Raw genomic sequence first — 25216 nt, forward strand, 5'->3', positions numbered from 1 at the left:
TTTGGACGGAGATCTCTGGATCTCCCCATTTTCATCTATTTTGATACGTAATAAAAACAAGGAAATAAATTTATGGCCACCCCACATATTAATGCTGAGATGGGCGATTTTGCTGATGTTGTTTTGATGCCTGGTGACCCACTGCGTGCAAAATACATTGCGGAAACTTTTCTGGAAGATGCTCGTCAGGTTAACAATGTTCGCGGTATGCTGGGTTTCACTGGTACTTACAAAGGCCGCCGCATCTCTGTTATGGGGCATGGAATGGGTATCCCATCCTGTTCTATCTATGCCAAAGAGCTGATCACTGAATTTGGTGTTAAAAAAATCATCCGTATCGGTTCCTGCGGTGCGGTTAGCAAAGACGTTAAAATCCGTGATGTAGTGATTGGCATGGGGGCATGTACCGATTCCAAAGTGAACCGCCTGCGTTTTAAAGATCACGACTTCGCTGCTATTGCTGACTTTGATCTGGTTCGTCATGCAGTTGATGCGGCAAAGGCAAAGGATGTCAACGTGCGTGTCGGTAATATCTTCTCTGCCGATCTGTTTTATACGCCAGATCCTCAAATGTTCGACGTAATGGAAAAATACGGCATTCTGGGTGTTGAAATGGAAGCAGCGGGGATCTACGGTGTCGCTGCTGAATTTGGCGCAAAAGCGCTAGCGATTTGTACTGTGTCTGACCATATCCGTACTGGTGAGCAAACCACGGCTGAAGAGCGCCAAAATACATTTAATGACATGATCGAGATTGCGCTTGAATCCATCCTGATGGGTGATAATTAAAAAAGCGTAAATAGTTTTAGTCTTTCATTAAAAAATTACAGACCCTTTCCATTATTGGAAAGGGTTTTTTTTATAAATTACAGGCCAATTGATATCTATTATTAAGAACAGTTTTTAGTTATTTATTTAATCGGTATTTTCTTTTCTCTCAATTTGACTGGAAAATGAATGAAAAATAATAAACTTAATAATATTTGAACGATTTTTTTAAGTGATATTTTCAATTAACAATTAGCTTGGTAATTATGTTGTTTAGATAAATATCCTTATTTTATATTGACATTGAAGATAATCATGACAATAAAAACCAATTGTTATGGTTATAACGGGATAATAAAATGCGCCTGTCTTTCAGGAGGATAAAACAGAGCAATAAAACAACACAAATTAAGATGCTAAATTACTAAACATTGCTCGATATAACTCAGGGGAATACCCCAAAATTAAAAAATTATTAGTAAAATATACTACTCATAATCCGCAAGTTTTTGCAAAAATTCATATTTCATATGATGTTAAGGAGCATAGGCGGTTTTATCATCTGAAATTTGACTTAGGGTTTATTATGTAGAATGATATTGCCGGTTTGGTTTATTTTGACAGGTTATGATTTTAGTCAAAAAACTAAATAATCATTAGTCTAAGTATCAGAAATTAATTTCTGTGCTTCGGCTTCCCTTTGGCTATAAATATCTACTTTTTTATTAAAGGAATAAGTTAAATTATGAAACTTAACAAATTGGCGATGGTTTTAGGTTTTGGTGTAGCTTTGACTGCTGGCGCTGCAAGTGCAGCACCCACTGAAGGTAACGGTACAGTTAAATTCAGAGGGTCTATCATTGATGCGCCTTGCTCAATCAAAAACACCAATGTTGAAGTTGATATGGGTGCCGTTTCCAGTAATGCTCTGAAAGATGGTGGCCGTTCAGCCTCTAAATCTTTCAAAATTGAATTAGAAGGTTGTACTCTTGGGACTAAATCAGGTGTGATAACCACCTTTACTGGTGCGGAAGCTTCTGAGAAAGGTTTGCTGGCTATTGAAGGCACAGCACAAGGTGCAGCAATCGCAATCACTAACCATGGCAACAAAGTCATTCCTTTGGGTACAGCGTCAGACAGCATGTCTATCCATGATGGCAACAACGATCTGAATTTCGCCGCACACCTGAAAGGTCTGACAAGTCAGGCTGGAGAAGAAGGTGCAACGCCTGTGAAAGTCGTAGCAGGTGATTTCACAGCGATCGCAAACTTTACTTTAAGCTACCAATAATATTGCAAGCTATCTGATCATTTTTAATGCTTGAATATCAGGAAACTCACTTTAATTGTTCACCTCGATTTTCCTGATAATATATTTAGGGTATTTCTGGGATAGTGCGTGTAAGTAAGGTATGGCTACAATATTCTGTAACAAGATCTGTTTTATTGATGCAGGTCAATATTATTCATGATTGAGTAAGCAGATTGTGTCATTAACAAAGTGATCCCTGTAGTGGTAAATTGAAATACCCTTTTTTTATTTAATAAGTGAAGCACAAACAGAGCACTTAATATATTACGGTTAGGCAGGACATGTGGCTATCTCTGCAACCTCAGTATCGGTCAGGGTCCTCATTTTAGATCGATGAACTTTAATGACGCCATGTATGAGGTAAGAACGCCTGTGCGCTTACAGACTTGGTCGCGTCAGGTAGCGGCTAAATTCAAACTGGATGATTAACGATTCATTGTTCAGAGGATGCTATGGTTTTGTTTTCAGATGCTATGAATCATAATTTTTTATCTGATTATAGAAAAATAATCAGTAATAAAAAGACAAGCAGTAATAGAAAAAATATCGTTAATAGAAATAATGTGATTAATCAAAAAAGAACAGCTAATAAAATAAAAACAGAGCACTTACTATTCGGAATTAATCCTCTTTTTGCTCTTATATTGTTTGCATTGTCTGGTATTCAGACAGCTCATTCCCGATCATCAATTGAATTCAATATTGGTGCACTGGATGTCAATGAACGTGCCAATATTGATTTGGATAAATTTGCACGTGCAGGTTACATCATGCCGGGTAACTATATGATGAGTGTTCGGATGAATCAGCATGAGCTTTCGGATACCTATTCTATCGATTTCATTGCACCGCCTGATGAACCAACAGACAGTGAAGCCTGCATCTCCCCTGAATTGGTGAAACAAATCGCACTGAAACAACAGTGGGTAGAAAAATTAGGTTGGCAGAATGAAGGCAAATGTCTTGATCTCAATACGTTACCAGGTATGTCAGCCAGAGGTGATCTCGCTACTTATACGCTTTATTTAATCATACCTAAAATTTATCTGGAATATGACTTACCGGATTGGGACCCTCCTGCTCGTTGGGATAATGGGATACCCGGATTACTGTTTGATTATAACATTAACGCACAAACCTCCAGACCCGTTCACGGGAGTAGCAGCCAACAAATCAGCGCCATCGGAACAGCGGGTATGAATGCGGGGGAGTGGCGTTTGCGGGCTGATTGGCAGGCCAAATATAACCGTTTCAAAAACCAAAGTGGCGATAAATCAGGCTCTTCTGGTGGAAGAGAGCGTGATTGGGATTGGAGCCGTTACTACATGTATCGTGCGATCCCCCGCCTGGAAGCGAAATTGACATTGGGTGAGGATTACCTCAATTCCAACATTTTCGATAGCTTCCGCTATACGGGGGTCAGTTTAGTGACTGATGAAAATATGTTGCCCCCGAATTTACGTGGATATGCGCCTGAAGTCACAGGGGTAGCACGGACTAATGCCAAGGTAACGGTCAGACAACAGGGGAGAGTGCTGTATGAAACTCAGGTCGCTTCTGGCCCATTCCGTATTCAGGATCTGAGCGATGCGGTGGTAGGAACGCTGGATGTCAGAGTTGAAGAGCAAGACGGTGGTGTGCAAGAGTTTCAGGTTAATACTGCGACGATCCCTTATCTGACCCGCCCCGGACGCGTACAGTATAAATTTGTTGGTGGTCAGTCCACGAATGATAAGCACCGTCGTGAAGGGCCTGCATTCGGCATGGGTGAATTCTCGTGGGGAATTAACAGCGGTTGGTCGCTGTATGGCGGTCTCTTAGCCGCAGGAGATTATAACGCTTTGTCACTGGGGATCGGCCGCGACTTGATGATGTTTGGTGCACTGTCGTTTGATGTCACGGAATCAAGGGCAAGATTACCGGGAGAAAACAAAAATCTGACCGGTGGATCTTATCGTCTCAGTTATTCGAAACGTTTTGATCAATATCACAGTCAGGTGACGTTTGCCGGATATCGTTTTTCTGAGCGCGATTTCATGAATATGGGGCAGTATATCGATCGCCGCTATCGCAGCGTTTCTTCCAATAGCGGTAAAGAGATGTATACCATTACTTTCAACAAACAATTTACCGATATTGGCTTAAGTGCCTATCTCAATTATAGCCATCAAACTTATTGGAATCGGCCAACAAACGATCGCTATAACATTTCCTTATCCAAGTATTTTGATATTGGGCGTTATAAAAATATCAGCGTCAATCTGTCAGCCTATCGTAACAATTTTGACAATAAAAAAGATGATGGCATGTATCTGAATCTTTCCATTCCGTGGGGAGAAAGTGGCACTGTCAGCTACAACGGGTTGGTTAATCGTCAGGGCAATGCGCATACAGTGGGTTATTTTGACCGTATTGATGATCGCAATAACTATCGTGTTGCAGTGGGCACGAGTATCGATGGCAGGGCATCGGTTGACGGTTATTACAACCATTATGGTGACCAGACGTTGCTTACGGCCAGTGCCAGTTATCGGGATGGTGGCAATACGACGGCAGCCCTTGGCCTGCAAGGTGGGGTGACTGTAACGGCAAAAGGGGCTGCACTGCACCGTACTAATATGTCTGGCGCAACGCGCTTGATGGTAGATACAGAAGGGGTTAGCAATGTGCCTGTCCGGGGATTTGGTTCAGCGGTGCATACCAACTACTTTGGTAAAGCGGTGCTGGCCGATGTGAACAACTACTATCGCAACAGAGCAAATATTGACTTAGATAACTTGCCAGATGATGTAGAGGCACTGCGTTCTGTTCAGCAGGCAACATTAACAGAAGGCGCGATTGGTTATCGTAAATTCCAGGTGATATCAGGTAGTAAAGCGATGGTAATTATCAGGTTATCTGACGGTTCATCCCCGCCGTTTGGTGCATCAGTCATGAATAGTGCCCAACGTGAAATCGGGATTGTCAGTGATGACGGATATGTTTATCTGAGTGGAATAAATCAGGGTGAAAAACTGCAAGTCCATTGGGATGGTGGTGCTCAGTGTGAAATGACGGTGCCAGATGAAATAACATCAGAATCGTTAACTTCACTTTTACTTCCTTGCCGGTTTTTAACAGGTGATGGTAAGTAAATTGTCATTAAACTATCCAAAAAATCGTTATTTAATAGTGTATTATATCTGTTTGGACTGAAAAGTATGGCGATTAGCCAGTGCAGAAATATCAATATATGAATCTCTTTTGAGCATGAGCAAATGACATTATGAAACTGAAAAATATTCTAATGATAGCCACCATGACGGTAACCTGTTTGACATCCATTCATCAGGCAATGGCAGCGATAGCGTTGGATCGTACTCGGGTGATTTTTAATGGAAATACCAAATCCGTCAGTCTGAATATTGAAAATCAGCATCTTGATTTGCCTTATTTGGCACAGGCGTGGCTTGAAGATGAGAAGGGGAATAAGATCAACGGCCCGCTTGTGATTGTTCCACCAGTACAGCGTGTTGAAGCTGGCGCAAAGAGCCAAATCAAAATTCAGACACTACCAACGATAGCTCAATTGCCACAAGATCGGGAAAGTCTGTTCTATTTCAATATTCGTGAGATCCCCCCTCGCAGTGAAAAATCCAATGTGCTGCAAATCGCTTTACAGACGCGGGTCAAACTGTTCTATCGCCCGGAAGCGGTGATTGCACGCCGTATTGATCTTGATAACCCGTGGCAGGAAAAACTCACCTTAACCCGCGAAGGCAGTCAATATGTGGTGAATAACCCAACACCTTATTACGTCACGATTTCAGAAGCATCGAACAAAGTGAACGGTAAAAGTGTCGGGGGGTTTGAGCCGCTGATGTTGGCACCCAGAAGTAGTGAAAAACTGGGAGGAACCGCTAACGCCTTAGGCAATACGCCGATACTGACTTATGTCAATGATTATGGTGGGCGACCACAATTAATATTTAACTGTAGTGGCAATACCTGCGCAGTGACAAAAGCTGTCACTGATGGAAGCTGATTTAAGTTGTACAGATGATGTTCCATCAATCAAGGTGTTGGTGGAGCATCAAGACAGAATTAGCCGGAATATAGTGAGTTTTTTTGGTAACTGGTTGGATAACCGTAGGGTAAATAATAATGAATCCGTTAAGCATCAGATTATCCAGATATGTATTGCCGATGCTGTTTCTTTTTGGTGTGGGTAGCCAGCAAAGTGCGTATGCACGGGATAATTTACGTCAGGATGTCAGGATTACGTTAACTGTACTTGCTCCTGCTTGTTCGATTAAGACAGAAAATCAAAATATAGAAGTGGATTTTGGCAATATTCTTAACCGTGATCTTTATCTGCAACATCGGACAAAAGGCAAGCAATTTAAGCTGTATTTAGACGATTGTGACCCACGTATAACAAAGCGACTTAAAATCAAGTTTTTAGGAGAGCAAAGCGAAGAGCTGCCGGGGCTGTTGGCAATTCGATCTGACGGGCGTATTCGTGGTGTTGCCATCGGTATGGAAAAAATTGATGGTACGCCGATGCCGTTTAATAAAACCAGTGAATTCCCGTTATTAGCCGATAGTCAAAATAATGTGATTCCATTCCAGGCATATATACAAGCCACCCCCCGTGCTATTCAAGAGAAAAATATGGGTTTTGGTTCATTTACTGCTGTCGCAACGTTTGAAGTTAATTACGACTAGTCATGCTGACTGGTTTTTCATCCACGATCTTTAGTCAGAGTTTGATGTTATTGGAAAATAAGTTATGCGCCATATTAAAAAATCGTTGTTGAAGCTAGCAGCCCTGTTGTTTTTAGCCAGTACCACGCATGTTTATGGTGGGGCTTATGTTATGCCGGTTAATATGGTTCCATCAGGTAACCAGGCTGTCACAACCATGGAAATTATTGCATGGACTGAGGAAGAAGGGATACCGAATCCTTGCTATGGAAATACCACATGCTATGTTGGCCCAGATGTGATGTATAAGAATGGGTATCAGCCGGGAATGCACGGCTCTTGCAATGATGCAAGGGTATGTTTGAATGCAGGTAATTATCGGACAACCGCTGACGTTATGCGAGCTTATAAACGCAAATTTGGCATTCCTAAACGAGTAACATTTACCATCATAAGTACAGAGGCGGATTGTATCGGTTTGTTTTATACAACGAAGATAGCTTCGGGATACGGTCATGCTCAACAATTCCCCAATTCCACTTGCAATAAAATGCCGCCCCCTAATCAAAGTTGTCGAATTGAATTACCTTCTGAAATTGCTTATGGGGAATTAACTGCGGCAGATGTGAATAATGCTACCCGCACAATTAACGGTACATTTGAATGTGCTGTTGGTAGCAACAAGATTATGTTGTATGCCAGATCAACCAATGATGAAGACAGAATTTATCTCGATTCCGATAAGCAAATATATTCGACATTGCAAATTAATAACCAAAATGCAGCAAATGGCGTGAATGTTGTTGCTGACGGAAAGAATGCGGTCAAAGATTTCACACTGACGTCAGTATTGCACACATTAACACCACCGAAAGCCGGAAAATATGAAGGTACAGCAATAGTTTATTTAACTTATTTATAAATTGAGAGTAAAGAGATTATGCAAGTCAGTATGCTGGTAGGAAAAAGAATCCAAATGAAAAGAAAAGAAATTGGAGTGACAGCAGCAGAGCTGGCAGACAAAATAGGGGTGAGTCATCAGCAATTGTCACGTTATGAACGCGGAACCAATAAAATCAGTCTGGAGCATTTGGTCGCTATTTCTATTGCCCTGGAAACGCCCGCAAACTGGTTTTTAGAGGATTGTTTTATGCCCCCTAAGGTTCATATGAATAATCAATATACCTGTGTAGCAGAAACAATATTGGGTTTGTAACACTTATCTTATAGTGATAGCAGCCATTCCAATTCAGGAATGGCTTTGCTTTTTTTAAAAAATACCGCCAAAAATGGCGGTATTTTATTGGGTAGGGTAATCTCTATTTGGCAATCTTGGCGTGCATTTCCTGTACCGAAATAACCTGCTCAGTCGGATCTGCGCTAAGTGCCATGGTCGTTGCAAAACCGCCATTCAAGGTTGTGTCATAGTGCACTTTATATTGCAGTGCGCTGCGACGCAGCAGTTTTGAATCCTCAATCGCCTGGCGGCCTGCGGTGGTATTAACGATATAGTCATATTCACCGTTTTTGATTCTGTCCTGAATATGTGGACGTCCTTCATGAACCTTATTCACCAAACGCGGGTTGATCCCTGCTTCACCCAGCACAATTGCTGTACCGTGAGTCGCATCCAATTCAAAGCCGTGTTTAAGTAACTTAGCCGCCAAATCGACAACCCGCTCTTTATCCCCTTCGCGTACAGACAGTAGTGCCCGGCCTTTTTTGCGCAGGGTCGAATTACTGCCTAACATTGCTTTTGAAAAAGCTTCGGCAAACGTCCGGCCAACCCCCATGACTTCACCGGTAGAACGCATTTCGGGTCCCAGAATGGGGTCAACGCCTGGGAATTTATTGAATGGCAGTACCACCTCTTTGACGGAGTAGTAAGGTGGAATAATCTCTTCAATTGTCCCTTGCTCAAGCAGAGACTGGCCTGCCATCACACGTGCCGCTATTTTTGCCAGTGGCATCCCCGTTGCTTTGGAAACAAAGGGGACGGTACGTGCTGCGCGTGGGTTCACTTCAATCAGATAAACTTCGTTGTCTTTCACCGCAAACTGGACGTTCATCAGGCCACGGACACGCAGTTCAAAGGCCAGTTTTTCAACTTGCTGGCGCATCACATCCTGAATTTCTTTGCTCAGGGTATAAGCCGGCAAAGAACAGGCTGAGTCACCGGAGTGAACACCCGCTTGCTCGATATGTTCCATAATGCCGCCAATCAGGACACGTTCACCATCACAGATAGCATCCACATCAACTTCAACAGCATCATCAAGGAAGCGATCCAGCAGGACGGGCGCATCGTTGGATACGCTAACCGCAGTCTGGAAGTAACGGCGCAAGTCTGACTCGTCGTATACGATTTCCATTGCACGCCCGCCCAGCACATACGATGGACGAACGACCAGCGGATAACCAATCTCATTCCCTTTTTCAACCGCCAGCTCGATAGTGGATACCGTGGCATTGGCGGGTTGTTTCAGGCCAAGACGATTAACCGCTTGCTGGAAACGCTCGCGGTCTTCTGCACGATCAATGGCATCAGGGCTGGTGCCGATAATAGGGACACCCTCCGCTTCCAGTTCACGAGCCAGTTTCAGTGGTGTCTGGCCGCCATATTGCACGATAACCCCTTTGGGTTGTTCAACCCGCACAATTTCCAGCACGTCTTCCAGTGTCACAGGTTCAAAGTAAAGACGATCGGACGTGTCATAATCGGTAGAAACCGTTTCAGGGTTACAGTTCACCATGATGGTCTCAAAACCGTCTTCACGCAGTGCCAGCGAAGCATGTACACAGCAGTAATCGAACTCAATACCTTGTCCGATGCGGTTCGGGCCTCCGCCCAATACCATGATTTTTGGTTTGTCATTGTTCGGGTTGGATTCACATTCGTCTTCGTATGTGGAGTACATGTAAGCAGTATCAGTAGAGAACTCTGCCGCACAGGTATCAACCCGCTTGTAGACTGGATATAAGTTGTAGTCATAGCGTAACTTACGGATCTCTTTACCGGAGACACCCACCAGTTTCGCCAGCCGCGCATCAGCAAAACCTTTGCGTTTCAGATGACGCAAGAAATCAGAGGTCAGTCCGTTAATACCTTGTTCTGCAACTTGTTCTTCCAGACGAATCAACTCTTCAATTTGCACCAGGAACCAGCGGTCGATATTGGTCAGGTTGAAGAGTCCATCAACAGACAGGCCCGCGCGGAAAGCATCGGCGATATACCAAATGCGTTCAGCCCCGGCATTTTTCAATTCACTGCGGATTTTGGTCAGGGATTGTGGATCATCCAGATTGACTTGAGGATCAAATCCGGTTGCGCCGACTTCCAGACCGCGCAGGGCTTTCTGCATGGATTCCTGGAAAGTACGGCCAATCGCCATCACTTCACCAACAGATTTCATCTGGGTGGTCAGGCGGTCATTGCTGCCAGCAAATTTCTCAAAGTTGAAGCGAGGAATTTTCGTCACAACATAATCGATGGAAGGTTCGAAAGAGGCTGGAGTACGTCCTCCCGTGATGTCGTTCATCAATTCATCAAGGGTATAACCGACCGCCAGTTTTGCGGCGATTTTTGCGATTGGGAAACCTGTTGCCTTGGAAGCCAGTGCGGATGAACGGGAGACTCGTGGGTTCATTTCAATGACGATCAGGCGGCCATTTTTCGGGTTCACTGCGAACTGAACGTTTGAACCACCGGTTTCTACACCAATTTCACGTAATACTTCCATCGAAGCGTTACGCATGATTTGGTATTCTTTGTCGGTCAGTGTCTGTGCTGGCGCTACGGTGATGGAGTCACCGGTATGGATACCCATGGGATCGAAGTTTTCAATGGCGCAGATGATAATGCAGTTATCGTTTTTGTCCCGCACCACCTCCATTTCATACTCTTTCCAGCCAATCAGGGATTCATCGATCAGCAATTCGTTGGTTGGAGAGAGGTCTAAGCCGCGTTCGCAGATTTCTTCGAACCCTTCCCGGTTGTAGGCGATCCCACCACCACTTCCACCCATGGTAAAAGAGGGGCGGATAATACAAGGGAAACCGACTTCTTCGGCGACCGCCAGCGCTTCTTCCATCGTGTGGGCAATACCAGAACGTGCGGTGTCCAGACCGATTTTTTTCATCGCCTTGTCAAAACGCTGGCGATCTTCTGCCTTATCAATGGCATCAGCGGTAGCACCAATCATGGTGACGTCAAATTCTTGCAGTACGCCTTGACGCTCCAGTTCCAATGCACAGTTGAGTGCCGTTTGCCCGCCCATGGTTGGCAAAATGGCATCCGGGCGCTCTTTTTCAATAATTTTGCGTACCACTTCCCAATGGATCGGCTCGATATAAGTCGCATCAGCCATTTCAGGATCGGTCATTATCGTGGCCGGGTTCGAGTTGACCAGAATGACACGATAACCTTCTTCCCGCAGTGCCTTACAAGCCTGTGCGCCAGAGTAGTCAAATTCACAAGCCTGGCCGATAACAATAGGGCCAGCACCTAAGATCAGGATACTTTTAATATCAGTACGTTTTGCCATTTTTCTTCTTCTCCTGATTATTTGGTGTTCTGAACGTTTGCCTGACGATATTGCTCAATTAACTCGATAAAATGATCGAATAGTGAAGCGGCTTCATGTGGACCCGGGCTGGCTTCAGGGTGTCCCTGAAAACTGAATGCGGGTTTGTCAGTACGATGAATGCCTTGCAAGGTGCCATCAAAGAGTGATTTATGCGTTACACGCAGATTGGCAGGCAGTGAGCTTTCATCAACAGCAAAACCGTGGTTCTGTGCAGTGATCATGACAACATTGCGATCCAGATCTTTGACGGGATGGTTGCCACCGTGATGACCAAACTTCATTTTCACGGTTTTTGCACCACTGGCCAGCGCCAGCAACTGGTGCCCTAAGCAGATGCCAAATACAGGAATTTCGGTATCCAGGAAGGTTTTAATCGCTTCGATAGCATAGTCACATGGCTCTGGATCACCCGGTCCATTAGACAGGAAAATACCATCCGGTGCCATTTTCAGGACTTCATCGGCGGGCGTTTTTGCCGGTACTACGGTAACGCGGCAGCCACGATCGACCAGCATACGCAGGATGTTGCGCTTCACCCCAAAATCATAGGCCACAATGTGGTAAGGCAATTCTTGCTCTTTACGCGCTTCGGGTAGCCCATCCGCTAACGTCCAGCTTCCTTGTACCCATTGATAAGATTGTGCCGTCGTGACTTCTTTTGCCAAATCCATGCCTTTCAGGCCTGGGAACGCTTGTGCTTTTTCCCGCGCAACTTCGGCATCCGCCTCATTACCTGCAATGATACAGCCGTTCTGTGCCCCTTTTTCTCTTAACAGACGGGTTAGCTTGCGTGTATCGATATCTGCGATAGCGACAATATTGTGACGTTTCAGGTAATCAGACAGGTTTTCTTCACTGCGGAAATTGCTGGTCACTAAGGGTAAATCACGAATAACTAAGCCTTGGGCTTGAATGGCGGGGGATTCTTCATCTGCGGCATTGATGCCGACATTACCAATATGGGGATAAGTAAGAGTAACAATTTGGCGGGAATAGGAAGGGTCGGTAAGTATTTCTTGATATCCGGTCATTGAGGTATTGAAGACCACTTCTCCAACAGCCACACCTTCTATACCAATAGCGCGACCGTGAAATTGGGTTCCATCTTCCAGAACCAATATAGCTGACTTAATCAAAACGCCCTCCGAAATGAATAATTAGTTGCATCCAATGCATATTAATTCAAAATTAATCCTTAAAATCAATGCCAATCCTGATTTTTGACAAAATTTTGGCAAATTGCGCGCATTCTAATGATGAGAGTGGGGGTTGTCTACAAAAAATGGCATTTTTATTGGCTTTTTTACAACGCTCAGTCTCATATTGAGTAAATATAGCTAAAAAATATAAGGAAAGTGGAAGCAGATAAACGATTATGGTGAGAGAAAACTTAAGAACAGCAAAAATATCGCGCTTTTTTTGTGTTTATGGGAAAAAAGCAACAAAAAGGCTAACTATTATTATGAAAATGGTGCTTAATTTGGCTCTTTGATGGGTATATTTCCTATATATCATTATTACGCAACTATTTATAAAATAATTGCGTAATTACATATGGTTATGACTTTATAAAATTAAATCTTGTCAAGGCTCAGTACATCTTTCATATTATAAAGCCCACTGTTTCTCCCTGTTAACCACATTGCTGCTTTAATAGCGCCATTAGCAAAGGTCATGCGGCTTGAAGCTTTGTGGCTTATCTCTACACGTTCACCGAGATCGGCAAAGATCGCGGTATGCTCTCCAACGATATCACCTGCCCGGATGGTGGCAAATCCAATGCTTTTAGGATCGCGTTCTCCCGTATGGCCTTCACGGGTATAAACGGCGCAGGTTTTGAGATCACGGCCTAATGCATTAGCGATAGACTCTCCCATTGCCAGTGCGGTTCCCGACGGCGCATCCACTTTATGGCGGTGGTGGGCTTCAATAATCTCGATGTCGGTATATTCCCCCATCACTGTGGCCGCTTTTTCCAGCAGTTTTAGTACCAAATTGACACCAACACTAAAATTTGCCGCAAAAACAATAGGGATTTCACGGGAGGCTTCTGCAATCGCGTGTTTACCGGCATCATCAAAACCTGTTGTTCCGATGATCATGGATTTGTGATATTGCCGACAAATGGAGAGGTAGGCTAATGTGCCTTCAGGACGCGTAAAATCGACCAGGACATCAAAGTGTTCAATGACTTGATGCAGATCATCATTAATCATCACACCGTTTTTACCGATCCCCGCCAGCTCTCCCGCATCGGTTCCCACCAATGAAGAGCCGGAGCGCTCTAATGCTGCACCCAGTGTAACACCATCCAACAGCTGGACGGCCTGAATAAGATTGCGTCCCATGCGCCCACCAGCACCGACGATAGCAACGCGAATATCTGTATCAGCCATAAGGCCCTCTCTGTAAATCATTTTTAATTGAGGTGACAAAGGAAACTGTTCTACAGCTTAACTGGCAAGGACTGGCAGCGCCAGATTTATAGCGTGGTCATAAGAAAAACAGGGATCATGTTGGAAATTATAAAAAAAATTTATTTATCGTTGCGTAGTTAACAAAATAGTAACTTGAAAGATGAAGGGCGTAAGGTAGATTTATGAGGGTTTATATACACGATAAACTTGAAGTTTATCGTGTATATTTGAATGGCGGGATAATTAAATAAAATTACTTCAATTAACCTCTTTCACTTCAACCCGTAACTCTTTTGGTACTTCAAAAACGATATTTTCTTCTCTGCCATGCAGTTCGTTAACTGTTTCTGCGCCAAACGTTTTCAGGCGTTCAATCACCTGCTGTACCAAAATATCCGGGGCCGATGCCCCCGCAGTGACGCCCACTGCGTTCACACCAGTGATCCACTCTGCCTGGATATCCTTAGCTGAATCAATCAAATAAGCAGGCTTGCCTACGCGTTGTGCGAGTTCGGCCAGGCGATTTGAATTTGATGAGTTTTTAGAACCAACAACTAACACGACATCAGCCCCTGATGCCAAATCACGTACCGCTTCCTGACGGTTAGTGGTGGCATAGCAGATATCATCTTTGCGTGGGCCGACAATATTGGGAAACCTTGCGTTAAGTGCATCAATCACTTCTGAGGTGTCATCAACAGAAAGTGTCGTCTGGGTCATAAAGCAGAGGTTATTCTCATCTTTAACTTGCAGTTTCCACACATCTTCCGGTGATTCCACCAGATACATCCCCCCGTTGGGGTTATTGTATTGCCCCATGGTGCCTTCTACTTCGGGATGACCGGCATGACCGATTAAAATCGCCTCTTTGCCTTTGCGACTCGCCCTTGCCACTTCCATATGGACTTTGGTGACTAATGGGCAGGTTGCATCAAACAGCATGGTTAAGTTACGGGAGCGGGCTTCTGCACGAATGGCTTGGGAAACACCGTGGGCTGAGAAGATCAGAATAGCGCCATCAGGCACTTCTGAAATTTCTTCAATGAAGATAGCGCCACGCTTCCTGAGATTGTCAACCACATAACGGTTATGCACCACTTCATGGCGAACATAGATAGGGGCACCGTACAATTCCAGTGCGCGTTCCACGATGCTGATAGCACGATCAACACCGGCACAGAAACCACGAGGGTTAGCCAGCAATATTTGCATGGTTTTCTTCCAACTGAGGGTCAATTTCCAGCACTTCAATCTCAAAAGTGATGTTTTGTTCAGCCAGCGGATGGTTAAAATCAACAGTAATGGAACCTTCAGCCACGTCTTTGATAAACCCTGGCATTTCACTGCCGTTCATGGCTGTAAATAACATGATGGTTCCCACTTCTGGGATACCGGCATCGGAAAAATCACGAGGAGTGAAATATTGCACTAAATCAGGGTGGTGTTTGCCAAAAATAGTTTCTCCAGCCAGAGTAAATTGATGTTTATCACCGACTTTCAAACCAAGAAGTTGCTCTTCCAGTGGGGCAGAAAGACTACCATCACCGAGGCGGAATAATGCGGGTTTACCTTGGTTGTAAGTCGAGTCTGCTATAGAGCCATCATCCAGCTTTAATGTGAAATGTAATAAAACTGCACTGTGCGTTTGCACCTGCATTGACATATTGCTCAAGCCTTTTACTTAAAAAATGATTGCAAATATACCCCTATTGGGTATAGACGAAGTTACCAGCCCCGGTTAACTAAGCCGGAGCTGGTTTTATTATCATTCTTTCAATGACTAAGTTTTCGAGATCGCTTGCTTGTCCTTGTCACCAGGGCTGATAAAGCTCTCTATGATAATGAGAGCTGCCCCGATGCAAATTGCAGAATCTGCAATATTAAAGGTAGGCCAGTGCCATTCTCCGACATAAAAGTCGATGAAATCGACAACAAAGCCATGAACCAGCCTGTCGAACAAATTTCCCAATGCCCCACCAATCACCAAAGCGTAGGCAATATTGTTCAGTTTTTGCCTGGCATGGGAACGATACATCATGACCAGCAGTATAACTGTGATGGCAACAGCCACCAATGCAAAGAACCAACGCTGCCAGCCGCCCTTATCAGCCAGAAAACTAAAGGCTGCCCCTAAATTCTGGGCGTAAGTCAGATTGAAATAAGGTATCAATGGCATGGATTCATACAGCGTGAAATGCTGCAACACGAAATGCTTGCTGCCCAAATCCAGTATTAATACCACGACAACCAGCCAGAGCCAGCGAAGTCCGGTGGAACAAATGGGTGTACTCATCAGGCAAATTTACGCTCTTCACCGTTACCGGCAACGTTAGTCACACAGCGGCCGCAAAGTTCAGCATGTTCCGCCACCAAGCCCACGTTTTCAGCATAATGCCAGCAACGTGGACATTTTTCTCCGTCTGCTTTACGCAAGGCGATTTTCAAGCCAGCAATTTCACTTTGCTGCGCATCCTCACCGGCGGCTGCATAAGCGGCAACGTCAACCTGAGAGGTCAGCAGGACAAAACGCAGTTCATCGGACAGTTGGTTGAGTTTTTCCGCCAGAGCTTCATCGGCATAGAGTGTGACAGCCGCTTCCAGTGAACTGCGGATATGTTTATCGGCACGTGCCTGTTCCAGAACTTTGTTCACTTCGCCGCGTACTGCCAGCAGATCAGCCCAGAAAGTATCGTTCATATCTTCACCATCTGCCAGACCAAACAGACCGTCATACCACTCTTCGGTAAAGACATATTGAGCACGTTTACCGGGCAATTCATGCCAGATTTCATCGGCAGTGAACGACAGGATCGGCATCATCCAGCGAACCAGGGCTTCTGCGATATGGTACAGGGCAGTCTGGCAGCTACGACGAGCAAGGCCGTCACTTTTCGCGGTGTACTGGCGATCTTTGATGATATCCAGATAGAACGAACCCATCTCCACAGAACAGAACTGCATCAAGCGTTGAACTACTGAGTGGAAATCATACTCTTCATAGTGTTTGAGGATATCTGCCTGTGCTGCCTGAGCACGGCCGACTGCCCAGCGATCCAGAACCACCATATCCTCTGCTTTTACCATGTGCTCTTCCGGGTTGAAACCGTTCAGGTTTGCCAGCAAGAACCGGGCGGTATTGCGGATACGGCGGTAAGCATCAGCCGAACGTTTCAAGATCTCGTCAGAAACAGCGATTTCGCCAGTATAATCAGTGGCTGCCACCCATAAACGCAGGATATCTGCGCCCAGTTTGTTCATCACATCTTGCGGGCTGATGGTATTGCCGATGGATTTGGACATTTTACGCCCTTGTTCATCAACGGTAAAACCATGAGTCAGAACCTGACGGTAAGGGGCTTTGCCTTTAATCGCAGTGGACAGCATCAGTGAAGACATAAACCAGCCACGGTGCTGGTCAGAACCTTCCAGATACAGATCGGCTGAATTGCCGTTGAATTCTGGACGTGCATCTACAACCGAAGAATGGGTACTGCCTGAATCAAACCAAACATCCAGCGTATCTGGTGCTTTGGTGTAATTTACGGACTCATCACCCAGTAGTTCTGTTGCATCCAGATCCCACCATGCTTGAATGCCATCGACTTCAACGCGTTTGGCGACTTCTTCAATCAATTCAACGGTGCGAGGATGTAGCTCTTGGGTCTCTTTATGAATGAACAGAGACATTGGCACGCACCATGTACGCTGGCGAGAGATACACCAGTCTGGACGGCTTTCTACCATTGATTCGATACGTGCCTGTCCCCAGCCAGGTATCCACTGAACATCTTTGATCTCTTTCAGCGATTGTTCGCGCAAACCCTTTTTGTCCATGCTGATGAACCATTGTGGTGTTGCACGGAAGATAATCGGTTTTTTGTGGCGCCAGCAGCACGGGTAGCTGTGTTGAATTTTTGCCGTATGCAGCAATGCGCCTTTCTCTTTCAGCAATTCAACAATGATGTCGTTAGCTTTGAAGACAAATTGTCCATCCAGAGAAGGGTAAGTGCCGGAGAGATAGCAACCATTCGGGCCAACGGGGTTAGCAATTTCAAGGCCATATTTTAAGCTGATAGCGTAATCGTCTGGGCCATGACCACCTGCGGTATGAACTGCCCCTGTACCGGCTTCAAGGGTGACGTGATTACCGAGGATAGCAGGAACATCGTAGCTCATGAATGGATGGCTAAAGCGCATCAGTTCAAGATAGGCTCCCGGGCAATCACCTAAAACTTCCCATGCAGTGATACCCGCGCGCAGCATAACACTTTCGACAAGTTCAGCCGCCAGAATGATACATTCGTCATTGATTTTGACCAATTGGTAGGTGATTTCGGCACCCAGGGCAATCGCACGGTTTGCTGGTAATGTCCACGGGGTGGTGGTCCAGATAATTAAGGAAACAGGCAGACCTTGTGGTTGTACATCAAATTTGGCGTACACGGCATCGGCATCAACGGCCACGAAGCGCACGTCGGTGGAAGGGGACGTTTTATCGTAGTATTCCACTTCCGCTTCGGCGAGGGAGGAACCACAATCAGTACACCAGTGAACGGGTTTTACGCCTTTCAGCAAGTGCCCATTTTTGATAACGCGGCCGAGAGTACGAATGATGTCGGCTTCTGTTTTGAAGTCCATGGTCAGGTAAGGTTTATCCCAATCGCCCAGGACACCCAGACGTTTGAAGCCTGCTTTCTGTGCTTCAACCTGAGTCATAGCATACTTGCGGCACTCAGCACGGAACTCAGCGGCGGAAAATTTTTCCCCTGGTTTGCCGATAATCTGCTCAACTTTAAGCTCAATCGGCAAACCGTGGCAGTCCCAACCTGGAATATAAGGCGAGTCGAAGCCTGACAGCCCTTTGGACTTAATAACAATATCTTTGAGAATTTTATTAACTGAGTGACCAATATGAATATCGCCGTTTGCATAGGGAGGGCCATCATGCAAAATGAACGTTTTCTTGCCAGATTTTGCTTTTCTAATTGCCTGATACAAACCTTCTTTGTACCAACGTTTCAACATATCAGGTTCGCGCTTCGCTAAATCCCCGCGCATAGGGAACCCTGTTTCCGGTAAATTCAGGGTGTTTTTGTAGTCACTCATTATCGATTCTCAGTTCCAATTTTCCGCTAGATACATGACTTGGATTGCTGCAAGAGATAGTTCCTTGCAGCAACCACATCATTTGCGATTTGCTGTTTAAGCGCATCAAGCGAAGCAAATCGCTGCTCATTACGCAATTTTTTGCGCAATACCACATCAATATGATGCCCATACAGATCCATTTGGGTATCAATCAAATGCACTTCAAGTTGCAGGCCTTGACCCGCAACGGTAGGGCGATTGCCGATGTTTGCAACACCCGGTAGGGGGTTATTGCCCAATCCATGGACGTCAACAGCATAAACACCCAGAACAGGCGCAACCAGACGTTTCAACGGTAAGTTAGCAGTAGGAAAACCGATGGTGCGTCCCAATTGCTTACCGTGAACAACTCTGCCACTTATACTGTAAGGATGCCCCAGTAATATTTCGGCCAAGGCCAGGTCATCACTTTGCAGTGCCTGACGAATGGCTGTACTGCTGATCCTAAGACCGCTGTCACAAAAACTGTCTGTGCTGGCGACATCAAAACGGTATTGTTTACCTGCTTGCTGCAAATAGTGGAAATCCCCGCGGCGATTTTTGCCAAAACGGAAATCATCGCCTATTGCCAAAAATTTAACCCCCAGTTTTTCAACGAGCAACTGTGAAACAAAGGCTTCAGGTGAGTTGGCTGCAAAATGTTTGTCAAATTTCACACATAACAGATAATCAACGCCATTTTGGGCTAGATACTTTATTTTATCTCTCAGCCTTGTCAGGCGGGCTGGCGCTTTATCTGGCGCAAAAACTTCCAGAGGCTGCGGTTCGAAAATCATGACCATTGTCGGTAATCCGAGACGCTGCCCTTCTTGCTTCAAGTGTTTTAATAAAGCCTGATGCCCGCGATGGACACCATCAAAATTACCAATCGTCAGCACGCAACCATGGTGACGCGCCCGGATATTGTGTATACCGCGAATTAGCTCCATAGCTGGCTCAATACCGTGGAAATTGCCGGATTATACCTTGTACAAAGCGCAAGGTTAACCCACGATCACAAAGGGTTTTAATTAATAACCTGATTCATACAATAAAAATAGGCCAGATGCCCGAAAAATATTTAATTTATCGCATTTCTCTGTGATTCATTCAGTTTTTTATTGCGAAAGACTGTATTCCCTCTGAGTAAGCTGATAAAATCCCGCCCCATCACAACGTAACCAGCGTCGCTGTACAACGACGCTTATTTGCACAAATCCATTGACAAAAGAAGGCTGAACAGGCATATTCCTCGGCCTTTGAATTGTCCTCGATAGAATATATTTGGGAGTAGGACCTTGGCTAATATCAAATCAGCTAAGAAACGCGCCATACAGTCTGAGAAACGCCGTCAGCACAATGCGAGCCGTCGTTCTATGGTGCGCACTTTTATCAAGAAAGTCTACGCGGCTATCGCTGCTGGCGACAAAGAAGCTGCACAGAAAGCATTCAATGACATGCAACCAATTGTTGATCGTCACGCCTGCAAAGGTCTGATCCACAAAAACAAAGCAGCACGTCATAAATCTGCTCTGGCAACACAAATCAAAGCCATGTAATCATTGGTTTTGATGATGCTAAAAAAACCGGCTTTAAGCCGGTTTTTTTGTATCTGCTAGTTTTATCGCATAATTTAATATAATTTTTCAGGACGACTTTTTGGTGGTGAGCTAAACAAAGCAGAAAAGTCTTTGTTACACACGCGCTGGACTGCCGGATGCTGGATCATACGCTCGGCAAAGATGACGTAATATTCTTCCTGCACCGTATCCAACCGACCTATCTCAACAATATCACTATCAGCAAAAATATCATTGGCGTAGAAAGAAGGCGCAATGAAAATGGCGTTGTGATACAGACCAAACGCTTTCATCAAAGCAGCATCATCAAATTCGCCCAGCACCTCAACTTCAAGATTTTTATTGCGTATCCACGTCAGGAGCTTTCTGCCTAACATAGAGCGGCGCCCTGGGATTAATAAACGGCGCTCTTCCAAACAGGCGGGAAAGGGCTTTTCTGGGATCGGCTGGCGGCAATAAAAACTGATATTGCATTCCCCCAATTTCACTGAAAACAAGCCTTCCTGTTGCGAGGAATCCACTGGACAATCGGATAGGATCATATCCAGTTTATGCTGGCTAAGTTGTTCAAGCAGCATTTCATGTGTTGATTCAAAACAACGCAAGTGGATTTTTTCGTGCTCCACAACGGTTGTTTCCAGCACTTTACTCACTAAACGTTTAGACAGCGCATCAGCGACCCCGACATCAAACAACAGATTTGATTCTCGGCTGTAAGTCACGATATCCATCATTTCCTGGCTGAGTGTAAACATCTTATCCGCATAGCGGAAAATGAGTTGCCCCAGTTCTGAGGGGACTAAACCTCTTCCTTGCCGCTTGAATAACTTCCCACCCAGACGCTCTTCCAACGCTTTTATCTGCCCTGTAATGGTTTGTGGTGTCAGGTAGAGCGCTTCTGCTGCCCCCACAACAGAACCTTCCTTGCAAACGTGCCAAAAATAATAGAGGTGGTTAAAATTTAAATGTGAAATCCGCATATATTTATCCTTGTGTATCGGCTCACACCTGTATAACAGCCGTGACCATACATTTCAGGTCGCCAGATTATGGCGTTTTCCTATTTTTCTATTGCTATTTTCTATGACTATGAAAATATTCGCAGCATCGCAGTTATAAACGTTTTGCCGCGAATATTAAGAGAATGAGTTACCTCGGAAATTCTTTCTGTATTTGTGCTTAAATTAGTCTATTCATCTGTTTTTGACTACGTTTTTTTTCTTCGGTAATAGTAGGGTTAGCAGTCCATAACCGACAATGGCTGCGGTTGTAGAACCTATCAATATCCCTAAGCGGGAATAAGTACTGAAGGTGTCATTGAGACCTTCAAATGCCAGACCTGAGATAAAAATAGACATGGTAAAACCGATCCCACACAGTACGGAAACAGCGAAAATTTGCCTCATGCCAATTTTTTCCGGCAATTTAGCCATTCCCAGTGTTACCGAAATCCAGCTAAACAGGAAAATACCCAATGGTTTGCCAATAAACAGGCCAAGGGCAATGCCTATAGGCAATATACTGGTTAAGCCATCTACTGTGACGCCCTGTAATGAAATACCGGCATTGGCAAAAGCAAACAGTGGCAGAATTAAATAAGCAACCCATGAATGCAGTTCATGCTCCAACGTTTCAGAAGGTGACTCACCTTTTTTATCTCGAAGGGGGATCAAGAACCCGACAATAACGCCAGCCAGTGTGGCATGAATGCCCGATTTCAAGATACACACCCATAAAGCAGTACCAACAATCAGATAAGCGGATGTTTTAGCGATTCCTTTCCAATTCATCCAAACCAGTAGCCCAATCATGGCGGTAGCCAAGCCTAATGCTGTCAAAGATACCGTTTTGGTATAGAACAAAGCGATAATGAGGATGACACCTAAATCATCAATAATCGCCAGCGCAAGCAAAAATACTTTTAATGCGGTGGGAACACGTTTCCCCAACAACGCCATGATCCCCAGTGCAAAAGCAATATCTGTTGCGCAGGGAATTGCCCAACCTTGTTGGGTGATCTCATCATTGCCATTAAACAGCAGATAGATCAAGGCTGGCACCAGCATCCCTCCAAGCGCGGCAATGGCTGGAAAGATGGCTTTGTCGTGACCTGCAAGCGAGCCTTCCATGAGTTCCCGTTTTACTTCCAGCCCGACAATGAGAAAAAACACCGCCATTAATCCATCATTTATCCATAGTAATAACGGCTTATTGATTTCCAGCGCGGCGAATTGCACTGCAACAGGAAGGTTGAGAAATTGATGATAAATACCCTGTAATGGCGTATTCGCCATAACCAGCGCAATAATGGCCGCTATAATGAGAAAGATCCCTCCTGCGGCTTCTAATTTTAAAAATTGGCGAATGATTGCAGTCATGGAATAAATTAACTTATGAAATTGATCAAGGTCATGCATGTTAAATCAGTTATGACATCGGAAAAAGTAGATTATTTATGTACCATTAATCACTTTATTCGAATTGTAACATAATGGAATAATGGTTTTCGACATATTGATAAATTACATTACATAACAGAAGAAGTTTTAATCATTATTTGTGATAACGAGATGAGTAAGATACTCCATGACAACATTACTTTTCCTGTTTGTTCTTGGCGCTGCTTTGTTACATGCCAGTTGGAATGCCTTAGTTAAGATTAGCGCCGATCGATTTTTAGGGATTTCAATTATTGTCTTTTTTGCCGGAATTATTGCCACATTGGGTCTGTTTTGGGTTGGATTACCGTCATTATCTTCTGTGCCGTGGTTAATCTTATCTGCTATTTTACATACTGCTTATTGCCTGTTTTTAAGCCGCTCTTATGCGACGGGAGATTTGGGGCAGGTATATCCCATTGCCAGAGGTTGTGCGCCACTCATTACCGCTTTATTAAGTTGGATAATTTTGCAGGAAATGTTACCGCCCCCAGCCATGCTGGGGGTAGGACTCATTATTGTGGGAATTATGCTAATTGCTTTTCCACATGGGAAAAATGCTCTTCATCTGGATCGTAAAACGTTACTTGCGGCAATCACAACATCGGCATTTACCGCCGGTTATACCTTATCTGATGGTATTGGTTCCAGAGTGAGCGGTAATACCTTGGCTTATATCTTGTGGCTGTTTGCTATTAATGGTTGGGTCATGGGGGCGATGATGTATTGCAAATATTGGAGTACCGCCGGAAGGAAGCTTCACCAATATTGGAAACAGGGGCTATTGGGTGGGCTGATGCAAGTACTCAGCTATGGCATCGTGATTTGGGCGATGAGCCATGCCCCCATCGTGCTGGTTGCTGCATTACGCGAAACTAGTGTGTTATTTGCGATGTTATTGTCAGTTGTTATCTTGCGAGAGCCGTTTAGCAAAATGCGATTATTGGCTTGTATTGTGATTGTGGCTGGGGTGATTGCTACTAAGCTGGGGTAACTTCCCTTTAAAATTGAAGGTGGCTTAATAAATTAGAAATCCCGCCAGTACATTAGAAAAATAATCAGGCGGGATTTATCAGAGATCTCACAACAGCATTAAATTACTTGGTCAGATCATCAAAAAATTTCTTCACACCATCAAGGAAACTCTTGGAGCGAGGGCTATTGGTTTCACCGCTTTTCCCGCCAAAGGATTCGCCTAATTGACGCATTAATTCTTTTTGCTCTTCATTCAGTTTAACCGGTGTTTCTACGACGACACGGCACAACAAATCGCCCTGAACGCCGCCGCGAACGGATTTAACCCCTTTGCTCTTCATACGGAACAACTTGCCTGTCTGGGTTTCCGCAGGAATTTTCAGGCTGACGCGGCCATCAAGGGTTGGAACTTCAATTTCGCCACCCAATGCCGCCGTTGCGAAGTTGATCGGGACTTCACAATAGAGGTTGCTGCCATCACGCTCGAAGATATGGTGAGATTTGACTTGAACCTGAACGTACAAATCGCCGGATGGTGCACCGTGTTCACCGGCTTCACCTTCACCGCTTAAGCGAATGCGATCACCGGTGTCAACGCCGGCTGGAATTTTAACGGACAGTGTTTTGTATTTTTCAACGCGACCATGTCCATGACATTTACCGCAAGGCTCTTTGATGATTTTTCCGCGCCCGTGACATTGAGGACAAGGCTGTTGGACTGCGAAGAACCCCTGGCGCATTTGTACCTGGCCTGCACCGTGACAGGTTGGACAGGTTTCTGGGGAAGTGCCCGATTTGGTACCGTTGCCGTGGCAGGTATCGCAAGATTCCAGAGTTGGAATGCGGATCTCTTTGGTCACACCACGGACAGCTTCTTCCAGGGTTAATTCCATGCTGTAACGCAGGTCTGAACCCCGGCTAGGACGCTGTTGACGACGGCCACCACCGAAAATATCTCCGAAAACGTCACCAAAGATATCGCTAAAGTCAGCTCCACCACCCGCGCCACCGCCCATGCCACCCTGTTCAAAGGCAGCGTGACCATATTGGTCATAAGCGGCACGTTTCTGAGGATCTGTCAGGATCTCATACGCTTCTTTAATTTCTTTGAATTTACTTTCTGATCCTTTATCTCCCTGATTACGGTCAGGGTGATGTTTCATTGCCAGCCGTTTATAGGCTTTTTTGATCTCTTTTTCATCTGCGGTTTTGGAAACGCCCAAAACTTCGTAATAATCTTTTTTTGCCATCGTATTGTCTACCCTTAACACGCACGCACGGGCGTGGAGTTACCTCAACGCCCGTGCCAGTTAACAAGTAACAGGCG

Annotated in this window: 20 protein-coding genes; 9 read left to right on the top strand and 11 right to left on the bottom strand. The window is 44.9% G+C overall.

The genetic code is table 11. The features are described from left to right. Positions 1–72 precede the first annotated feature (72 nt). From deoD to AAY47_RS02705, 7 genes are all read left to right on the top strand, one after another. A complete protein-coding gene (gene deoD / locus AAY47_RS02675) occupies positions 73–789 on the top strand; it encodes a purine-nucleoside phosphorylase (protein ID WP_047766699.1) in 717 nt (238 codons plus the stop codon). A gap of 724 nt (positions 790–1513) precedes the next feature. Next, positions 1514–2059 (top strand): fimbrial protein, encoded by a 546-nt coding sequence (locus tag AAY47_RS02680; protein WP_047766700.1) that lies wholly within the window; start codon positions 1514–1516, stop codon positions 2057–2059. Positions 2060–2553: 494 nt separating this feature from the next. Beyond that, complete coding sequence (locus tag AAY47_RS02685) at positions 2554–5214, top strand: outer membrane usher protein (protein ID WP_167400580.1); 2661 nt, start codon at positions 2554–2556, stop codon at positions 5212–5214. Between the two features lie 131 nt (positions 5215–5345). Further along, the gene (locus tag AAY47_RS02690) at positions 5346–6104 is read left to right on the top strand and encodes a fimbria/pilus periplasmic chaperone (protein ID WP_047766702.1); all 759 of its coding nucleotides are present in this window, start codon (positions 5346–5348) and stop codon (positions 6102–6104) included. 119 nt (positions 6105–6223) lie between these two features. Next, positions 6224–6787: a fimbrial protein gene (locus AAY47_RS02695; RefSeq protein ID WP_047766703.1), complete on the top strand. Its 564-nt coding sequence runs from the start codon at positions 6224–6226 to the stop codon at positions 6785–6787. A gap of 64 nt (positions 6788–6851) precedes the next feature. Continuing rightward, positions 6852–7688, top strand: coding sequence for a pilus assembly protein (locus tag AAY47_RS02700; RefSeq protein WP_047766704.1), 837 nt, complete (start codon positions 6852–6854; stop codon positions 7686–7688). A 30-nt stretch (positions 7689–7718) separates the two neighbouring features. Beyond that, complete coding sequence (locus AAY47_RS02705; RefSeq protein WP_327213530.1) at positions 7719–7982, top strand: helix-turn-helix transcriptional regulator; 264 nt, start codon at positions 7719–7721, stop codon at positions 7980–7982. A gap of 103 nt (positions 7983–8085) precedes the next feature. On the opposite strand, the gene carB is transcribed toward AAY47_RS02705, so the two are convergent. The 8 genes from carB to ribF all read right to left on the bottom strand — a co-directional run bounded on the left by carB (position 8086) and on the right by ribF (position 19846). Beyond that, positions 8086–11310: a carbamoyl-phosphate synthase large subunit gene (gene carB, locus AAY47_RS02710; RefSeq protein WP_047766706.1), complete on the bottom strand. Its 3225-nt coding sequence runs from the start codon at positions 11308–11310 to the stop codon at positions 8086–8088. 17 nt (positions 11311–11327) lie between these two features. Beyond that, positions 11328–12488: a glutamine-hydrolyzing carbamoyl-phosphate synthase small subunit gene (gene carA, locus AAY47_RS02715; RefSeq protein ID WP_047766707.1), complete on the bottom strand. Its 1161-nt coding sequence runs from the start codon at positions 12486–12488 to the stop codon at positions 11328–11330. A gap of 438 nt (positions 12489–12926) precedes the next feature. Further along, positions 12927–13748 (bottom strand): 4-hydroxy-tetrahydrodipicolinate reductase, encoded by an 822-nt coding sequence (gene dapB / locus AAY47_RS02720; RefSeq protein ID WP_047766708.1) that lies wholly within the window; start codon positions 13746–13748, stop codon positions 12927–12929. A gap of 279 nt (positions 13749–14027) precedes the next feature. Further along, a complete protein-coding gene (gene ispH / locus AAY47_RS02725) occupies positions 14028–14981 on the bottom strand; it encodes a 4-hydroxy-3-methylbut-2-enyl diphosphate reductase (protein ID WP_047766709.1) in 954 nt (317 codons plus the stop codon). Then, positions 14962–15432 (bottom strand): FKBP-type peptidyl-prolyl cis-trans isomerase, encoded by a 471-nt coding sequence (gene fkpB / locus AAY47_RS02730; protein WP_047766710.1) that lies wholly within the window; start codon positions 15430–15432, stop codon positions 14962–14964. Before fkpB ends, ispH begins: the two co-directional genes overlap by 20 nt. A 117-nt stretch (positions 15433–15549) precedes the next feature. Further along, positions 15550–16062, bottom strand: a complete 513-nt coding sequence (lspA, locus tag AAY47_RS02735) for a signal peptidase II (RefSeq protein ID WP_047766711.1) — start codon at positions 16060–16062, stop codon at positions 15550–15552. After that, positions 16062–18875, bottom strand: coding sequence for an isoleucine--tRNA ligase (ileS, locus tag AAY47_RS02740; RefSeq protein ID WP_047766712.1), 2814 nt, complete (start codon positions 18873–18875; stop codon positions 16062–16064). Before ileS ends, lspA begins: the two co-directional genes overlap by 1 nt. 26 nt (positions 18876–18901) lie before the next feature. Further along, positions 18902–19846 (bottom strand): bifunctional riboflavin kinase/FAD synthetase, encoded by a 945-nt coding sequence (gene ribF, locus AAY47_RS02745; protein WP_047766713.1) that lies wholly within the window; start codon positions 19844–19846, stop codon positions 18902–18904. A 348-nt stretch (positions 19847–20194) separates the two neighbouring features. On the opposite strand from ribF, the gene rpsT reads away from it, so the two are divergent. Continuing rightward, positions 20195–20455, top strand: coding sequence for a 30S ribosomal protein S20 (gene rpsT / locus AAY47_RS02750; protein WP_047766714.1), 261 nt, complete (start codon positions 20195–20197; stop codon positions 20453–20455). A 74-nt stretch (positions 20456–20529) separates the two neighbouring features. On the opposite strand, the gene nhaR is transcribed toward rpsT, so the two are convergent. Further along, a complete protein-coding gene (gene nhaR, locus AAY47_RS02755; RefSeq protein ID WP_047766715.1) occupies positions 20530–21456 on the bottom strand; it encodes a transcriptional activator NhaR in 927 nt (308 codons plus the stop codon). 213 nt (positions 21457–21669) lie between these two features. Continuing rightward, positions 21670–22854, bottom strand: a complete 1185-nt coding sequence (nhaA, locus tag AAY47_RS02760; protein WP_047766762.1) for a Na+/H+ antiporter NhaA — start codon at positions 22852–22854, stop codon at positions 21670–21672. A gap of 208 nt (positions 22855–23062) precedes the next feature. Here nhaA and AAY47_RS02765 point away from each other — a divergent pair, with 208 nt between their 5' ends. Next, entirely contained in the window at positions 23063–23908 is an 846-nt protein-coding gene (locus AAY47_RS02765; protein WP_047766716.1) for a DMT family transporter, read from the top strand. Between the two features lie 103 nt (positions 23909–24011). Here the strand turns inward: AAY47_RS02765 and dnaJ are convergent, their stop codons facing one another. Beyond that, a complete protein-coding gene (gene dnaJ, locus AAY47_RS02770) occupies positions 24012–25139 on the bottom strand; it encodes a molecular chaperone DnaJ (RefSeq protein WP_047766717.1) in 1128 nt (375 codons plus the stop codon). Positions 25140–25216: the final 77 nt, after the last annotated feature.

It is taken from the genome of Xenorhabdus griffiniae, from assembly GCF_001028135.1.
Lineage (GTDB): Bacteria > Pseudomonadota > Gammaproteobacteria > Enterobacterales > Enterobacteriaceae > Xenorhabdus > Xenorhabdus bakwenae.

Excerpts from the sequence above, each read along its gene's own strand:
- deoD (WP_047766699.1), top strand. The coding sequence starts at position 73 with ATGGCCACCCCACATATTAATGCTGAGATGGGCGATTTTGCTGATGTT.
- AAY47_RS02680 (WP_047766700.1), top strand. The coding sequence starts at position 1,514 with ATGAAACTTAACAAATTGGCGATGGTTTTAGGTTTTGGTGTAGCTTTG.
- AAY47_RS02685 (WP_167400580.1), top strand. The coding sequence starts at position 2,554 with ATGAATCATAATTTTTTATCTGATTATAGAAAAATAATCAGTAATAAA.
- AAY47_RS02690 (WP_047766702.1), top strand. The coding sequence starts at position 5,346 with ATGAAACTGAAAAATATTCTAATGATAGCCACCATGACGGTAACCTGT.
- AAY47_RS02695 (WP_047766703.1), top strand. The coding sequence starts at position 6,224 with ATGAATCCGTTAAGCATCAGATTATCCAGATATGTATTGCCGATGCTG.
- AAY47_RS02700 (WP_047766704.1), top strand. The coding sequence starts at position 6,852 with ATGCGCCATATTAAAAAATCGTTGTTGAAGCTAGCAGCCCTGTTGTTT.
- AAY47_RS02705 (WP_327213530.1), top strand. The coding sequence starts at position 7,719 with ATGCTGGTAGGAAAAAGAATCCAAATGAAAAGAAAAGAAATTGGAGTG.
- carB (WP_047766706.1), bottom strand. The coding sequence starts at position 11,310 with ATGGCAAAACGTACTGATATTAAAAGTATCCTGATCTTAGGTGCTGGC.
- dapB (WP_047766708.1), bottom strand. The coding sequence starts at position 13,748 with ATGGCTGATACAGATATTCGCGTTGCTATCGTCGGTGCTGGTGGGCGC.
- ispH (WP_047766709.1), bottom strand. The coding sequence starts at position 14,981 with ATGCAAATATTGCTGGCTAACCCTCGTGGTTTCTGTGCCGGTGTTGAT.
- fkpB (WP_047766710.1), bottom strand. The coding sequence starts at position 15,432 with ATGTCAATGCAGGTGCAAACGCACAGTGCAGTTTTATTACATTTCACA.
- lspA (WP_047766711.1), bottom strand. The coding sequence starts at position 16,062 with ATGAGTACACCCATTTGTTCCACCGGACTTCGCTGGCTCTGGCTGGTT.
- ileS (WP_047766712.1), bottom strand. The coding sequence starts at position 18,875 with ATGAGTGACTACAAAAACACCCTGAATTTACCGGAAACAGGGTTCCCT.
- ribF (WP_047766713.1), bottom strand. The coding sequence starts at position 19,846 with ATGGAGCTAATTCGCGGTATACACAATATCCGGGCGCGTCACCATGGT.
- nhaR (WP_047766715.1), bottom strand. The coding sequence starts at position 21,456 with ATGCGGATTTCACATTTAAATTTTAACCACCTCTATTATTTTTGGCAC.
- nhaA (WP_047766762.1), bottom strand. The coding sequence starts at position 22,854 with ATGACTGCAATCATTCGCCAATTTTTAAAATTAGAAGCCGCAGGAGGG.
- AAY47_RS02765 (WP_047766716.1), top strand. The coding sequence starts at position 23,063 with ATGACAACATTACTTTTCCTGTTTGTTCTTGGCGCTGCTTTGTTACAT.
- dnaJ (WP_047766717.1), bottom strand. The coding sequence starts at position 25,139 with ATGGCAAAAAAAGATTATTACGAAGTTTTGGGCGTTTCCAAAACCGCA.